A 16,448-nucleotide genomic window follows, 5' to 3' on the forward strand; every position below is an offset into this window, starting at 1 on the left:
CAAGATCAGTTACAGTTCCTCGTCTGCTGTCAACAGGCTCGTTGACTTGGAAGCGATGAGCCACCATTTGTGCGACATGCCGAAGCGTGAAAAAGATGAGATCGAACTGATCAGGACATGGACCCTGCCAGCCACCGTAACAATGGGGTCGGCCGTTCGGGCGAAAGGCGTTCTTCAGGAAATACAAGCAAGGCTGCCTGCGACCTCTAAAAAGTCGATCTCGCTAGAGGGCGTCGATCTCACGCTGGCGATGACGGCCAACGAAAAGACCTCATTCAACGCGGCAGCGGCTATCGTCGCGAAAGTGGTGGCGGAAGCCGGAACGTTACCGGTCATTCCGCGCGAAATCGAGGACATCCTGAGCATCAAGACCAGCGAGCGACATCGTTGGCTTGCAGACGGTCGTCTGCCAAGCGCCGGTACGAGGACCGTCAGACTGAACGGACGCGCTCGTCAGATTACATTCCATGTCTTCGACCCCAAGGTCGTGGAGGATCTTCTCGACCGAGGGGCCGCGGAAGAATGGCGGGTGGAGGATGCCGAGGCAAAAGCTGAAAATAGGCAACGGGCTACGTATCAAGCGAAGCTGACGCGGTCGCTCAAGAGGGAGGCTGCAAAGAGGTCTAAAAAGTCTAAAGACGACACCAAGAATTCGGCCCCGAAGCTTGGCGGCTGGGAAGAGTTCGACGTCGACGGACTGCTTCGCTGAGATCGCCACGTAAGCATTATGATATTACGGCCGATTATCGCTGCTGGCCTATTCTGTCATTGTCGCGAGGATGGTTTAATGATGGACTGGAGTCTGGAATGCTTCAAGCTGATATCTAACCACAGGTTTAGAAACAGGAGTGTTGGGTGATACGTCTACCCACGCTGTAGACCTTGCCACTCTGCGGATCGGCATTGAAAACCACGTATCTGCGCTGAGGGCAAACCAGATCAAAAGACGTTTTGTGGCACTCAAGGATGTCGGTTTTCCGTTTGACATTATCCTTCGCCACAACCGTACGATTACGATCAAGAGTTTTGTCGCATCGAAAGCCATTTTTTGTCGCCATGGCTCTGGCGCTTTCCAGGCTGGCACCTACGGCGTCCAACCTGTTCACATCGTGATCGTGCACAAAATCAGGGACCTTCGTCAGTCCGCATCCGCTAAGGCTCAAGCACGCAGCCATTGTTACTAAAAAACGGAGCATGTTCTCTCACTCATGGCTTTGTCCGATAAGCTTTTTGCCGGAAGTCCCCCCGGCAGCGGCTTCACCGAATATTCCGGACTATTCGTGCCCACCCGACAGCAGACCAATCTACCAATCTGTTACATCGAATATTTTCAGGCCTATGAGTTACACTGTCTGTCGTGAGGACAGCGACCTTAAAACATCCTGCATGACGCAGCAGTTTGGAAACGGAAAACACCCGTTCTAGGAATGATGGATTTCGTCGGTCAGCCACGCAGGCCAGTCGCGCTCAAAGAAGGATTTGGCGCTTTCATCGAAAACGCGGTTGGATTTCGTCGTCACCACAAAGTCTGAACCACATTTTTTGACCACGATCTGCTCGTTCTTTTGGTGATCGCGCTCGTTTCGAAAGCGATATTCGTTGAGAGGACCATGGCGAGTCGTGGGCAGTGCCTCGCCATTTGCATCACATATGGCGCGCGCGCCCCGACTCCCTCCACCGTGGCTGATAAAGAAATCAAGCGCCGTCAGAACGGCTTCCGAGGCCGTTGCCATCTGCTGCCATTGGATTGCACGTGAAGCCTCGCCTGGGCGGCCAATAGAAATACCCTGAGAGCGGATCCGGGCATTCAGGATTTTTGCGTCGGCCAGTGCCTCCCTCACGCTTTGTGCATCGCAAATGATCCCTGCTTTATCGCTCATGCGAGCCTGGACCTCCGCTCGGATTGCAGCCATGTCCAGAGAACCTCGTACCACCAAGGCACGGAGCAAATCCTCGACCGCCTCACCGGCAGTGGCGCCTATTTTGACGTTATCGGTTCCTTTCGCCCACCCAGTGGCAGCGATGTGTTCCGCGGCCCTGGTCCCAAACACCTGACCTGCGTTGAGAGCCGCGCCGCCGGGTCTCGTCACGCCATGTGTTCCAGCCGCTTCACCTATGGCGTAGCAACCCCTCAAATTGGTTTGCCCCCAAACATCGACCATCACACCGCCGTTCATGTGCTGATTGTTGACGGCGAACTCGAGTGGAGAGATTGCGATGTCGATCTTGTAGCGTCGATATAGTTCGATCGCGAGTGGGTTCATGTGCTGGAGGCGAGCGATGGGAAGTTCCTGCGAAGCCCCTGCTTTGCCAAGATAGTGGCGGACGTCATCATCGAGCCTTTCCAGGTCGAAGGGCTTGTCGCCGGGCACCGGAAGTGGATTCCGGTTGAAGTCCATGAAGACCCGACGTCCGGCCATCGCCTCGCGATACACCGCCAGGTCGACGAGGCTCGACGCGAAATCCAGCATCCGTGTGGAATGAAAAGGCCACTGATAACCTTTGCGGAATATGTTGGAGGCTAGCTCCTGCGTCGTCCGATAGTATTCTGCCAGGAAATGATATTCGTTACCGTCAGAATCGACGGAATAGATATGCGGCATGCTCTGAACGTACGTGCCGGAAAGGTTCCACGGAAACCCTTCGCGGCGCGTCCCAATACCGAACTGGCTTTCCGTCAAATTGACAAGTTCGATGCCAGCCTCAAGGGCGAGACCCAACGAGCCAAAGCAACCATTTGGATAGACACTATCGCGATAGAGTTCGCCGGGGCCGCCAGCGGCAAGCACGATTACCGGACACGTAAACAGGACCATGCCCATGGGGTTGCTGTCGGTCCTTTCACCAGCGCGCATTGTCAGGAGGCCAGTCACAGCCTCACGGCCATCTTGGTCGTCTTTCAATATTCGCACGGCGGTCGTCTGGTTGAAGATGGGAACGCCGAGCCGTATCGCTTCGTCCGCCAGAACCTTGACCATAAGCCGGGAGGTTCGCGGACCGCAACTGGTGGCGCGGCCAACCTCATCATGGTCCGTCTGATATCTCAACGTTCCGCCAAACCGATCCTGCGGAAGAGGAAGTCCAAGGTATTGCAACGACGCCATCATGCGCGATGACCCCACGGCCTCTATATAGGCGGTGTCCTCATCCATGGCACCGCCGCTGCGGATGGCATGCGCCATGGCCTTGTAATTGTCACCCTGATCGGAGGTGTTGGCGGTGTGGAGAGTTTGCTTGTCGGAGCCTGAGCAGGCAGATGTTCCTCCCCACGCGCTTTGACTGATGACGACGACATCGTCACCACGTCTCTTGAGCTCGACGGCCGACCGCAACCCGGCAGCCCCGGAGCCAACGATGACACACCCTGCCCGATAGACAGGAATATCGATCCCCGAAAGGTTGACAGTCTCCGACGACCTCGTCTCCGGAGGAAGGCGCGGCATTTCGACGTCGGTGAGTGCATCGAGTATAGGCTGTGGGATATCGAGCTTCATTGCCGTATCAAATCCATGGGCATGTCGGTTGCAGGATAGCTGCCGCCACTTATGGCAACAGGCTTCGGGTGTCAGGCGAGCGGAATGTCCACCCAGCGCTTCAATCGAGACGATTCCATGCAGGCATCAACGATCTGGCAGATGTGGTGTCCCGTTTCGAAAGTCGGCCACATCTGCGTCCCAGTCGTTATGGAACGGACAACTTCGGCAACTTCGATGATCTTGCTCTCGTTGTAGCCAAGCCCGAAGTTTGGCAGAGGGAGGAAAGCTTTAAAGTTTGCGCTCTCTGGGCCGACGTCTATTTCACGGAAACCGCTGCGCCCGATGCGATCGTCGTTGGAATAGAACCGCAGGCGGTTTATTTCGTCGTAGGTATAGGCGAGGCTGCCCTTCGTGCCGTAGATTTCATAGGTCTGCTTGAACTTTCTTCCGGTTGCGACACGGCTGAAATCCACGATTCCACTTGCGCCATTCGCGAAGCGGCAGAGCAGATTGGTGGCATCGGCATTGGTAACCTCTGCCCATTCCTCGTTCCCGGAAAGTTCGATCTGTTCACCATAGGCCAAGCCGCGGACAACCGGCCGTCGTGGTGTAACGATAATGTTGTCGGCGATCAGCGAACTGACGCGTCCAACCAGAAAATCCATAAAACTGAAAACATGGGACCCTGTGTCGCCGATGATACCCGTTGGCGCAAGGTCACCGTCCGCGCGCCACATAAAGGGAGCCAGCGGGTCGCCGTACATGTCGACGTGCTGACACGCTCGAAACATCGTGATCTCGCCGATCTCACCACCCTCAATGATGTCCTTGGCAAGATCATGGACAGGATTTCGAGGAAAAGCGTGCCCCACCCGCGTGATCACTCCTTTTTCCCGAGCAATGTCTGCGAGTTCACGGGCTTGCGTCGCAGTGTTGGCCAAAGGCTTTTCGCAATAGACGTGTTTGCCAGCCAGCAGCGCCGCCTTCGCGACCTCGTAATGAAGGTTATCGGGCAGGCAGATATCGATCAGATCGATATCCGGGTCTGAAACCGCAAGCTTCCAGTCTCGTAGAATCTTCGCACCCGGCGCCCGGTTTGTCAGGTCTTCCGCGGCGAGCGGATTGCCTTCGACGAGCGCGACGATTTTCGCGGTTCCGCCTGAAACACCGAAGAAATGAGGGAATGTCTGATAGGCCATGGTGTGCACTTTGCCCATCCAGCCAGATGCTCCCAGGATTGCCACCTTAATTTCGGTCATCTAGAAACTCTCCGACATACTTTCGACGTGTCTGAAAAGACAAAAGAATTTTTCATTGCTGTATCTGCTTATCGTCCGGGTCAGCGAACGTTTGTACGCGCGCGAGGTCGCGCATCGTTGCGTTCGTACGAGAAGACTGCGGAGGGCAGAGCCGGCAGGCCTCGAACGAGGTCAGCACCTTTCTCTCCGACCATTATTGTGGGTGCATTGGTGTTGCAGGAGGGCACCCGCGGCATGATCGAGGAGTCGCATACTCTCAGCCCCTCTAGCCCGTGCACCTTGAGATCCAACCCAACGACCGCTTCCGGTCCCCTCCCCATCTTGCATGTGCCAACTGGATGGTGATCGGTCTTGGCGTTGGCACAGCCATAATCGAACAGTTCATCGTCGGTCATGACCTTCGGACCAGGCAGCCGTTCAGCCATGACAAACGGCTTGAGAGCAGCTTGCTGCATGATCTCACGAGCGAGTTTCAGACCCTCGATAGACATTTTTCTGTCATGTGGATCGGACCAGTAATTGGGATCGATCAGCGGCGACGCGCTCGGATCAGAGGAGGACAGACGCACGGTTCCTCTGGAACGCGGATGAAGATAGGCCGAATTGAGCGTGACTCCTGCGTTTTTAAGCTTCTCGACACCAGCCTCGATCCCCGATCCAAGACCAAGATGGAATTGGATGTCGGGCGAGCGGGCATCGGGATCGGCATACCAGAAGCCCCCTGTTTCGAAGAGCGAAGACGCGACCGGACCGGACCTGAAAAGAAGATACTCCAGACCTGCCCACGCTGTCCTGTGAAGCTTCGCCACGCCATCATAGGTGTGATCCCCCGTACATTCGGAAATTACGAACAGATCCAGATGATCCTGCATGTTTCCGCCGACACCCGGCAGATCATGCAACACCTTGACCCCGACCGAAGTAAGGTGATCCGCAGGGCCGATCCCAGACTGGAGAAGGAGTTTAGGAGACCCGATCGCCCCGGATGTCACGAGTACTTCACGCTCAGCGCGGACAACCTCCGTGCCGCTTTTTGTCGCCACCTCGACGCCTACCGCGCGGCTACCTTCGAGAACGATCCGGGAAACCCGTGCTCCTAATCTGATGGTGAGGTTCTTTCTGCTCTTAATGGGATTAAGGTAGGCCAGAGATGCCGAAGACCTTTTCCGATCACGCTGTGTGAGCTGATAGAAGCCCATTCCGGCTTGCTGCTTTCCATTGAAGTCGTGGTTGTAGGGTATGCCGAGCTCTTGCCCGGCACGGATATAGGCGTCGCAGATCGGAAGCGCAGATACGGGCATGGAGACGCCGAGCGGCCCACCGTAGGAATGATAGTCGTCAGCGAAGCGCTGATTGTCTTCTGCTCGCTTGAAATAGGGAAGAATTGAACGATAGTCCCAACCATCGCATCCGTCCTCATGGGACCAGAGATCGTAATCCGCTGCATTTCCGCGTGTATATAGCTGCGCATTGATCGACGATCCACCACCGATGACCTTCGCCTGCGTATATCTGAGGACCCTGCCCTTCATGTGCTTCTGCGGCACGGTTTCCCAGCCCCAGCTTGCTACGCCCTTGGTCATCTTGGCGAAGCCAGCCGGCATCTGAAAGAGCGGGTTCCAGTCACCCCCGCCCGCTTCAAGAAGCAGCACCTTAACGGATGGATCTTCGCTTAAACGGTTGGCCAGCACGCAACCCGCAGGACCTGCCCCGGTAATGATATAGTCAAAACGCATTTTGCTGTCCTATCGAAGGCTTCTGACGGGCGCACCGCCGGATGAAAAGACCACCGCGAGCATGAGCTCACACGAGGCGAACGAAGTAGGGCGATACGAAATCACGTGCATCATGCCCGCAAATCCTCCGCCGCAATGTGATCCGCAACGCGCAGCGCCTGACTGGCAACGGTCAGCGCCGGATTTACTGCCGCAGAGGTCGGCAGGAAGCTTGCGTCCACGACGAACAGATTTTCATGTTCATAGGCCCGGCAGAACGGATCGAGTGGCGCTGCCGATGGATCATTGCCGATACGAACTGTGCCGCACTGATGGGAGGGAGTCCGCTTGTCGAAAGGTCTCGCCAGAACGATGGGAAAGCCTATCGATTTCAGCACAGCCTTCAGCTTGGCAACGAGTGCCAGATGGGCGTCCCAGTTCGAGCGCCTCCATTGCAGAACGATCCTGTCGCCATCCACCATGACACGGCTTTCCGGGTTGGGAACGTCCTCGCTCATCGCATAGAAATCGATTGCATGACTGGTGACGAAACGGAGGAGAGCTTCCGGCACGTTCGGCAGCGAACCTTTAAGGACCCGTTCGGAAATCCTTCCCAGCAACTGGATGTTTCCGAGCGGGGGACCACCGTCTCCATCCGACAGGTAAAAGTCGTTGAAAGCTAAGGTCTTCTGATAGACAGATGTGTTCCGGAACCAAGGCGAAACGCCAATAACGGCAGACGAATTGTGATTCATGAAATTTCTGCCAACCTGGTCGGATGAATTCGCCAGTCCGTTGGGATTGCGGTCATCGGCAGATCGAAGAAGAAGCACGGCCGATTGCACGGCGCCCGCAGACAGGATCACAAGTTTCGGCGAGACGGAAAACGTTTCACCTGCCCTTGTGTAGACAACGGTGGTAATCTTGCCGTCTGATCCAGCCTCAAGTTTTGTTACCCTTGAACCTGTCTGAAGGCGGACGTTCGGGTGCCCGAGCGCGACGGAGAGCGCGGCTGTCTCGGCGTCCATCTTGCCGTCGTTGGAGTTGGGGTGCGCATCCCAAGGTGTCTTGGCCTTCGACAGCCATTTTTCGATATCGACGCCTAGAGGAAGCGAGAACGGGTGAAGGCCCTTCTTCTTGAGCCGCTCGCGCACATCGGCGATGGAGTACTCTTCAGGCACAGGCGGGAAATCATATCCCGTGGAGTGGTGAGGCTCCGTCGGGTCTTCACCGATCTGGCCCCTAACTCGGTAGAGCTTTTCCGCTCTTCCATACCACGGCTCCAGCACTTCGTATGGAAACGGCCATGCAGGAGAAACACCTTCCTGATGTTTGATCTCCTCAAAATCCTCGCGACGGTACCGGGAAAGCACGGCGCCGTAGAACTTCGAGTTCCCTCCGACATTGTAGTAGTTACCCGGATTGAACGCAGTTCCATCGGCCTCATACCAGAGCTCTTTTGGTCGGAAGTGACCACGCTGGAAAATCGCCCGCTGGTCCCGGTTCTCCGGGCGATCTTCGATGTGGCCACCTGCTTCCAGTATGAGAATATCCGCGCCCGTCGCGGCAAGGCTCGAGGCGATTGTCGATCCGCCTACGCCTGAGCCGACGATGACGATGTCCGGTGATTGGGTCATGTCAGTTGCTCGTCTTTCACGCAATCCGGGCTTGGCTTGTCGGGTCGAAGAAGACCACCTTGTCGAGGTTGAAGGCCAGTCGTGCGTTCTGGCCTGGCTGTATGCGCGCGTCGGCCCGCAACCGGGCGACGACCTCCTTGCCGCCAAGCTGGGTGACAGCGAAGGTGTCGGAGCCAGCAGGCTCAACCACTTCGATCAGGCAGTCGTCTTCGGCCAGATTTCGGGCATTGCGATCAGCACCATCCGGATCGGTAAGGGCTTCGGGCCGAATGCCGAAAACGACCTTTCGTCCCGCGTGGGCCTGAAGTGACGCCATGGCTGGCGAGACCGGAAGCTTCATCGGCTGCTGATTGGGACGGTCGAGCGATACCACAAGTCCAGAGGTGCCGTTTTCGATTGTGGCTGACAGGAGGTTCATGGCAGGAGAGCCCATGAAGTCGGCAACGAACATGTTGGCGGGATTGTTATAGATTTCTGCTGGCGTGCCGAACTGCTGGACTTCTCCGTCTCTCATCACTGCGATTTTGGTCGCAAGTGTCATCGCCTCGATCTGATCGTGCGTCACGTAGACGATTGTCTTTCCCGTTGCCTGATGCAGCCTTTTAATTTCGATACGCATATCGACGCGCAGCTTGGCGTCGAGATTGGACAGCGGCTCATCGAACAGGAAAAGCTTCGGGTCGCGGACAAGGGCACGACCCATGGCAACACGCTGACGCTGACCACCTGAAAGCTGGCTCGGCTTGCGGTCAAGCAGGTGCGTGATCTGCAAAACCTTGGCAACCTTGTCGATGGCAGCCTTGCGCTCGGCAGCCGGTACACCCCTCATTTCCATTCCAAACGAGATATTGCCCGCGACCGTCATATTCGGGTAGAGCGCGTAGCTCTGGAACACCATGGCGATATCGCGCTTTGAGGGATGCAGGTCGGAAATAGTGCGACCATCCACCTGAATGTCTCCCTCCGTGATGGCTTCGAGACCAGCGATAGTGTTCAACAGGGTCGACTTACCGCAGCCGGATGGACCGACCAGGACGAGGAAGCCCCCCTTTTCGAGGTCGATGTCGATACCCTTGAGGATTTCCAGTGCGCCGAAGCGCTTCTTCAGTCCGGATATTTCAAGAAAGGCCATGGTCTTATCCTTTGACAGCTCCCGCCATCAGACCACGCACGAAGTAGCGGCCGGCGAGAACGTAAACGAGGAGCGTAGGAAGGGCAGCGATCATGGCGGCAGCCATGTTGACGTTGTATTCGACTACGCCGGTGGACGTGTTGACGACGTTATTGAGCGCCACGGTCATCGGCATCGAGTCGCCCGATCCGGCGTATGCGGAAGCAAACAGAAAGTCGTTCCAGATATTGGTGAATTGGTAGATGACCGCGACCACGATAATCGGCAGCGAGTTCGGCAACATGATCCGGTAGAAAATCTGGAAGAAACCCGCACCGTCCACCTGCGCCGCCTTGACGAGTTCCGTTGGAAACGCCTCGTAGTAGTTGCGGAAGAACAGCGTGGTGAATCCGAGACCGTAAATGACGTGAACGAGGACCAGATTAACCGTCGGATCGCCGAAGCCCAGGGAGACGCCGATTTCATTGCGAAGCGTGTTACCAAATCTGCCAAGAGTGCCCAGGACCGTCGCCATCGGCAGCAGAACCGATTGGAACGGGATGAAGCAGGCAAACAGCATCAGACCGAAGACGAAAGTATGCCCCGGAAAGCGCCACTTCGTCAGCACATACCCATTGAGTGAGCCGAGTATGGTCGAAATGGCGACAGCCGGAACGACCATTTTGATCGAATTCCAGAAATATCCCTTGATGCCATTACAGGTCAGTCCGACGCATGTTTCTCCCCAGGCCTTGATCCATGGCTGAAAGGTCGGCGATTGCGGCAGGGACAGCATGTTGCCGCCCTGGATCTCATCCATCGTCTTGAACGACGTCACGAGCATGACAAAAAGCGGCATCAGATAGATGATCGCGAAGAAGATCAGGAGGCCATAGATGAAGAAACGATGGAGGTTTCTGGTGCGGGCGCTTCTTGGCGCGGCAGGATAAGTGGATGTTGCGATACTCATCGTGCCTTCTCCTTCAGCTCAGAATAGAGATAGGGAACGATGATGGCTGAGATGGTCATCAGCATGATTACCGCGCTGGCCGAACCAACAGCCATTTCGTTACGCTTGAATGTATATTCGTACATGAAATTGGACGGCAGCCACGCAGAGCCGCCCGGACCGCCAGATGTCAGCGCCACGACAAGGTCATAAGACTTGATCGCCAGATGGGCCAGCACGATGAAAGCCGACAGGAAAACGGGCCGAAGCTGCGGGATGATGATGCGTCGGTAAAGCTGAAAAGTGGAGGCTCCATCGATCTGGGCGGCCTTCATCATCTCGCTGTCGATACCGCGAAGGCCCGCAAGGAACATCGCCATGACAAAGCCCGATGCCTGCCAGACGCCTGCGATAACAACCGTGTAGATCACGAAGTCCTTGTTCTTGATCCAGTCAAAATGAAAGCTCGTCCAGCCGAAATTGTGCAGGGTCTGCTCAAGGCCAAGGCCCGGATCGAGGAACCACTTCCAGGCAACGCCCGTGACGATGAACGAGAGTGCCATCGGGTAGAGGAAGATCGGACGAAGCATTCCCTCACCTCGGATCTTCTGATCGAGCAGGATAGCAAGAAAGAGACCAAGCGCGAGGCAGATGCCGATATACAGAACTGCAAAGATGCCCATATTCGTGATCGAGGTGTACCAGCTCGATGGGGGATCGCTTTCGAAGGTCCATGTCCACAAGCGCTGGTAGGCGCGTCCGCCTGTGATGGCGTAGTTGGGAAAGGTCTTGGAGTTCGTGAACGAAAGATAGACCGTCCAGAGGATAAACCCATAGACGAAGACGATCGTGATCAGGAAGCTGGGTGCAAGAACGATCTTGGGCAGGGCGTCCTGCAAGCGCTCTCGCATTGTGTAGGTCGATGCGCGGCGCTTCGTCAGAACGGGTTCGGTTGTTGCAACGGTGCTCATAGAGATTTCCCCCTCCCAGGAATACGGGTTTTGAAAGACTCCCCCGCCTGTTGCCGGGGGAGGCTAACATCCGATTACCGTGCGTCGTCGATCGCCTTGACCAGTTCGGCAACAGCCTGATCCGATGTCTTGATCTGACCGTGAACGAACTTGGTGACGACATCCTTGTAGGCGTTGGCAATGGCGGGAGCCGCGCCGTAGCCTTGAGCAAACGAGCCGAACAGCTTGCCGCTGTCATTGGCTGCCTTCAGGTCGGCGATGCCCTTCTTGCCGCAGGCGTCGAAGTCCGTATCGGGAACGTCTGTACGGGCTGGAACGGAACCCTTCACGACGTTGAAGGCGGACTGGAAGCTCTTGGAGAGAGTCGCCGTTGCCAGCGCAATCTGGGCGGCCTTCTGATTATCGGGCACATTGAACATGCCGAACATGTCGGAGTTGTAGATTACGCTGCCTTCGGTGCCGGGGAAGCGATAGCAGAGGAAGTCATTGTTCGGGGTTTTCTTCGCTGCCACGAATTCGCCCTTTGCCCAGTCACCCATGACCTGCACCAGTGCGTCGCCCTTGATGACCATTGCCGTCGCCAGATTCCAGTCGCGACCCGAATAGTTGGGATCGACGTAGGTAATCATCTTGGCAAGGTTGTCGAACGACTTTTTCATCGTATCGGACTTGAGAGAAGCCTCGTCGAGGTCGTTGAAAGCTTTCTTGTAGAAATCCGGGCCGCCTGTCGATGCGACGATAGAGTCGAACATGGTGGCTTCCTGCCAACTCTGTCCACCCAGCGCAAGCGGTGTGACGCCTGCAGCCTTGGCTTTGTCTAGAAGTGCGATGAGATCGTCAAAGGTCTTCGGCTGCGTCCCCCCAATCTTGTCCATGACTGCCTTGTTGATCCAAAGCCAGTTGACCGAGTGGACGTTTACAGGCACGGCGACCCACTTGCCGTCATAGACCGAAAACTTCTGCAGAGCAGCCGGAACAGCCTTGTCCCATCCTTCTTTTTTGGCCGTCTCGGTCAGGTCCCCCATCACTCCAGCCTGCGCATAGTCGAGCACGGTGTAGCCGAGCATCTGAGAGGCTGTCGGGTAGTTTCCTGCAGCAACCATGGCTTTCAAGGCCGTCATGGCGGCGTCACCACCACCACCAGCGACTGGCACGTCTTTCCAGGAATAGCCTTCTTTAGAAAGATCGCCCTTCAACACCTGAAGCGCTGCCGCCTCGCCGCCCGATGTCCACCAGTGGAGCATCTGGACTTCCTTCACATCAGCGGCGCGGGCTAAACCGCCTACAGCTCCCAGCATCAGTGCCGCAATCGCGGTCATCGTCATGAACTTGCGCATAGAGTCCTCCCAGTTTGCAAGTTGGCACGGAACCATTCCCGTGCCGATTTACCCACCCTCCTCGGGCGTAGTTCTGTCAGCCGGCTAAGCCAGCTTCTCGCTTTGCGGCATCCACCAGCTCGTGCGTGCGCCGATATGCATGTTGAGTGTCTTGGTCTCAGTGTAGTCCTCGACGGCGTGACGTCCGAGTTCACGACCAAGCCCGGACTGCTTGTAGCCGCCGAACGGCAGTTCAGACGCACCGTCCATGAAGGTGTTCATCCAGACTGTCCCTGCCCGCACCCTGCGGCCAATCGTCAGGCATGTGTCGAAGTCTTTGCTCCAGACACCCGCTGAAAGACCGTAGTCTATGGAATTCGCGATCTCGATGGCTTCCTGCGTCGTTTCAAACGTCAGCACTGACAGAACCGGGCCGAAGACTTCTTCACGGGCAACGGCCATCTCTGGTGTGACCCCGGAAAGGATCGTCGGAGACATGTACTGGCCCATCCCCAGATCGAGCCTCTCGCCGCCGAACACGACGTTTGCACCGCTATCCTTGGCGCCTGAAACATATTTGTTGATCTTGTCCAGGTGCTGCGGGGTGATGATCGCCCCGACTTGCGTTGTCGGATCGAGCGGATCACCAACCCTCACCGATTTTGCGAGTTCTCCAACACGCTTGACGACCTCGTCGGCGATGCTTCTGTGCAGAATAAGACGGGAGCCCGCATTGCAGCACTCGCCGGCATTGAAGTAGGCACCGAACACGGCAGCGTCGATGAACGCGTCGATGTCGGCATCGGGGAACACTATCTGAGGGTTCTTTCCGCCAAGTTCGAGCGAAACCTTTTTCAAGGTCTGGGCGGCGCTCGACATCGTTAGCCTACCCACTCCTGTCGACCCCGTAAACGACACCATGTCGACATCGCGATGTGCAGTCAGGACCGCCCCCACCTCCGGTCCGGTACCCGTGACAATGTTGACCACTCCGCCAGGAACGCCTGCTTCCTGGAGAATTTCACCCAGCACCAGCGTCGAACCGGAGGTCAACTCGGACGGCTTGACGACAGCAGTGCATCCGGCAGCCAATGCGAAAGGTAGCTTCTGTCCAACGATGAGAAACGGGAAATTCCAGGGAGTGATGATCGAAACGACCCCAATCGCCTCGCGTAAAACGACACCGAGCGTGCCGTCACCCAATGTGTTGTAGCTTTCGCCATGGAGGTCCCGCGCCAGGGCCGCGGCGTAACGCCAGATATCCACAGAACCTGCGATCTCACCACGCACCTGGGAGATGGGTTTTCCCGCCTCGATGGAGTCAAGGTAGGCGAGTTCTTCTGAACGCGCCGCGATGAGGTCCGCTGCCTTGAGGAGGATGGCCGAGCGTTGGGACGCGGTCATGCGAGGCCATGGACCACTGTCAAACGCTTTGCGCGCGACGGCAATCGCACTTTCTGCATCCGCCTTCGTTCCGCGTTGAAACCGACTGACAACGATACCGTGGCTGGGAGCTACCCGTTCGATAGGGGCGCCGCTGCCGGATACCCACTTGCCGTCAACGAGCATCTTGAACTCACGGACCTCCTGGTTGCTCATCGTTTTCGGATTGATCAGGACAGTCATCACCATTCTCCCTTGAAACTTGCCTGGCGTTTCTCGCTGAACGCAGCGACGCCTTCCTTGAGGTCTGCCGTCTTCGCGATCAGGATTGACCCCAACGCTTCGACGGCAGTTCCATTGTCTTCACCGCTTGCGGACGCGATCATGAGCTTGGTGACTTCGAGAGCTGCAGGTCCGCGCGTCACGAGACGTTGCGCATATTCAAGTGCAGTCGAAACGGAACTGCCCGTCGGCACGATAAGATCGACCACACCGAGCGATTGGGCCTGCTCTGCGGTGAAAATTTCCCCACCCAGCGCCATCCGTCGAACAACCTGCGCGCCGAAGCGTTTAACCAGCCGCTGTGTACCCGACCATCCTGGCACCATCCCAAGTCCCGTTTCCGGCAGTCCGATCTTGATGTGCTCTTCGGCAATCCGTATGTCTGCCAGACCTGCCAGTTCCAGGCCGCCTCCCAACGCATGACCATTGATCGCTGCGATCAGAGGCACCCGTAGCGTCGCAACTCGTTCGAAAACCCTGTGTCCGAAGCGGACCCAGGCATGGCCGAATTCCTGCGCGGTCATCTCGCTCCAGGCTTTGATGTCCCCGCCCGCCGAAAATCCCTTACCCTCGCCAGTCAGGATAGCGGCTCGGACAGCAGAGTTGGCTTCGATCTCGTCGACAGCCGCGGCAAGAGCCTTCAGCATATCGAGGTCCAGAGCGTTCAGCTTCTCAGGCCGCGATACCGTCAAAAGGGCGATATGATCCTGAATGTCGACCTTGACTGTACCGCTAGCCATTGTAGGTGCCCTCCAGAACTCGCTTGGGCTTCATCGGGAGCGTGAGCCCAATGTCGTTTTCCCCGAAGAGACTGGCTTCCATCACCTTGAGATTACTGGCGACACTCAACGGGAACTCGGATTGATCCAAAATATCGGTTTGAAGATCGATGCCTGGAGCGATCTCAGTCAGGAGCAACCCTTGCGCAGTCAGCTTCATAACGCAGCGCTCGGTGACGTAAGTTACGTCCTGCCCCTGCTCCACCGCCCTCTTTCCAGAGAAGGTGACGTGTTCGACTTCATTCACGAGCTTCTTGAGCTTACCTTCCTTGTCGATGACAAGCTTGCCGTCGGCGATCGACAGTTTGGCTCCAGCGTTGAACATGCCGGAAAAAACGATCTTCCTCGCACGAGACGTAATATCGACGAATCCCCCTGCTCCAGCCGTTACGTGTGGGCGGAAGGTCAGGCGTGAGACGTTCACCGATCCATCCTTGCCGATTTCGAGAAAGGAGAGGAGTGATGCATCGAATCCCCCACCCTGAAAATACGTGAACTGGTAGGGCGATGGCATGTAGGCATCTGCATTCGAAGCACATCCGAATGCAAAATCAAGCAGTGGAACACCACCGACTGCTCCCTGCTCGATGACCCAGGTTATACTGCCATGCAAACCTTCTTCGAGAAGAATGCGCGGCACGTTCGCGGAAATCCCAAAACCCAGATTGACGCAGCTTCCCGCCTCCAGTTCCTGCGCAACCCGGCGAGCGATCACTTTCTGGATGTTGAATTCTGGCAACCTAAACGTATCGAGAGGGTGAAACACCTCACCGGAAATTGCTGGATCATACAGGGTCTGGGTCGTCTGCTTCTGGTCTGGATCGACCACGATGTAATCGACGAGCATGCCAGGCACCCGCACATCATGGGGTTTGAGCGTTCCCTCTTTCGTAATCCGCTTCACTTGTGCGATCACGATACCATCGTTGTTACGGGCAGCGAGCGCCTGGTCGAGGCCACCGAGATAAGCACCTTCCTGCTCGTATGTCAGGTTGCCGCGCTCGTCTGCGGTCGTGGCACGGATGATCGTGACCTGCGGGATGATGGATGGGAAATACAGCCATTCATCTCCTTCGAAGATCACACGCTTCACGACAGGCTCTTCGGAAGCGCGTGCGTTCATCGCACAGCCCTGACGCTTCGGATCGACAAAGGTTTCCATACCGACTTTCGTCAAAACACCAGCACGCTTGGAGGCAGCTTCACGGTGCATGTCGAACATGATTCCCGAGGGGATATTATAGGCCGGGATCTCATTGTTGGTTATCATCTGCCAGATCAACGGCGGCTCAGACGTCGATGGTCCGGAGGGATACGAGCCACCAATGATCCGCTTCAGCAGGCCTTGCTTGGCGATGTGATCGATACCCTTGATACCGCTCATGTCGCCAGCCGCGATCGGATGCAGCGTTGTTATGTTCTTGGGATGCCCTGTCGCGTCGAAGCGCTCACCAATGGCTTTGAGCATGAGATCGGGGCAGCCGAGACCGCTGGATGACGAAACAGACACGGTGGCTCCGTCCGGAATCAGGGCGGCTGCTTCAGCCAGGGTGATGTGCTTGCTCATTTC

Annotated in this window: 13 protein-coding genes; 2 read left to right on the forward strand and 11 right to left on the reverse strand. The window is 56.6% G+C overall.

Annotated elements, in window-relative coordinates; genetic code table 11:
* The first annotated feature begins 76 nt into the window (after positions 1 to 76).
* Both ABUK73_RS21220 and ABUK73_RS21225 read left to right on the forward strand, forming a co-directional pair.
* Positions 77 to 709 carry a hypothetical protein gene (locus tag ABUK73_RS21220; RefSeq protein ID WP_353579031.1) on the forward strand — a complete coding sequence of 211 codons (633 nt, stop codon included), beginning with the start codon at positions 77 to 79 and terminating at the stop codon, positions 707 to 709.
* Positions 710 to 848: 139 nt separating this feature from the next.
* Positions 849 to 1,184, forward strand: a complete 336-nt coding sequence (locus ABUK73_RS21225) for a hypothetical protein (RefSeq protein WP_113089907.1) — start codon at positions 849 to 851, stop codon at positions 1,182 to 1,184.
* Positions 1,185 to 1,421: 237 nt separating this feature from the next.
* On the opposite strand, the gene ABUK73_RS21230 is transcribed toward ABUK73_RS21225, so the two are convergent.
* From ABUK73_RS21230 to ABUK73_RS21280, 11 genes are all read right to left on the reverse strand, one after another.
* The gene (locus tag ABUK73_RS21230) at positions 1,422 to 3,494 is read right to left on the reverse strand and encodes an FAD-binding protein (protein WP_113089908.1); all 2,073 of its coding nucleotides are present in this window, start codon (positions 3,492 to 3,494) and stop codon (positions 1,422 to 1,424) included.
* 71 nt (positions 3,495 to 3,565) lie between these two features.
* A complete protein-coding gene (locus ABUK73_RS21235; protein ID WP_113089909.1) occupies positions 3,566 to 4,735 on the reverse strand; it encodes a Gfo/Idh/MocA family protein in 1,170 nt (389 codons plus the stop codon).
* A gap of 80 nt (positions 4,736 to 4,815) precedes the next feature.
* Positions 4,816 to 6,471, reverse strand: a complete 1,656-nt coding sequence (locus ABUK73_RS21240; protein WP_113089910.1) for a GMC family oxidoreductase — start codon at positions 6,469 to 6,471, stop codon at positions 4,816 to 4,818.
* Between the two features lie 110 nt (positions 6,472 to 6,581).
* The gene (locus ABUK73_RS21245; protein WP_113089911.1) at positions 6,582 to 8,087 is read right to left on the reverse strand and encodes a GMC oxidoreductase; all 1,506 of its coding nucleotides are present in this window, start codon (positions 8,085 to 8,087) and stop codon (positions 6,582 to 6,584) included.
* A 16-nt stretch (positions 8,088 to 8,103) separates the two neighbouring features.
* Positions 8,104 to 9,219 (reverse strand): ABC transporter ATP-binding protein, encoded by a 1,116-nt coding sequence (locus ABUK73_RS21250; RefSeq protein ID WP_113089912.1) that lies wholly within the window; start codon positions 9,217 to 9,219, stop codon positions 8,104 to 8,106.
* Between the two features lie 4 nt (positions 9,220 to 9,223).
* The gene (locus ABUK73_RS21255; RefSeq protein WP_113089913.1) at positions 9,224 to 10,168 is read right to left on the reverse strand and encodes a carbohydrate ABC transporter permease; all 945 of its coding nucleotides are present in this window, start codon (positions 10,166 to 10,168) and stop codon (positions 9,224 to 9,226) included.
* Entirely contained in the window at positions 10,165 to 11,118 is a 954-nt protein-coding gene (locus ABUK73_RS21260) for a carbohydrate ABC transporter permease (RefSeq protein ID WP_113089914.1), read from the reverse strand. The genes ABUK73_RS21255 and ABUK73_RS21260 overlap by 4 nt, the downstream gene beginning before the upstream one ends.
* A 74-nt stretch (positions 11,119 to 11,192) precedes the next feature.
* A complete protein-coding gene (locus tag ABUK73_RS21265; protein ID WP_113089915.1) occupies positions 11,193 to 12,455 on the reverse strand; it encodes an ABC transporter substrate-binding protein in 1,263 nt (420 codons plus the stop codon).
* 84 nt (positions 12,456 to 12,539) lie between these two features.
* Entirely contained in the window at positions 12,540 to 14,060 is a 1,521-nt protein-coding gene (locus tag ABUK73_RS21270; RefSeq protein WP_353579005.1) for an aldehyde dehydrogenase family protein, read from the reverse strand.
* On the reverse strand, positions 14,060 to 14,839 hold the full coding sequence (locus ABUK73_RS21275; RefSeq protein WP_353579006.1) for an enoyl-CoA hydratase/isomerase family protein: 780 nt from the start codon (positions 14,837 to 14,839) through the stop codon (positions 14,060 to 14,062). The genes ABUK73_RS21270 and ABUK73_RS21275 overlap by 1 nt, the downstream gene beginning before the upstream one ends.
* Positions 14,832 to 16,445, reverse strand: coding sequence for an acyl CoA:acetate/3-ketoacid CoA transferase (locus ABUK73_RS21280; protein ID WP_353579007.1), 1,614 nt, complete (start codon positions 16,443 to 16,445; stop codon positions 14,832 to 14,834). Before ABUK73_RS21280 ends, ABUK73_RS21275 begins: the two co-directional genes overlap by 8 nt.
* Between the last annotated feature and the right edge of the window lie 3 nt (positions 16,446 to 16,448).

This window comes from Agrobacterium vacciniicorymbosi, from assembly GCF_040427045.1.
GTDB lineage: Bacteria > Pseudomonadota > Alphaproteobacteria > Rhizobiales > Rhizobiaceae > Agrobacterium.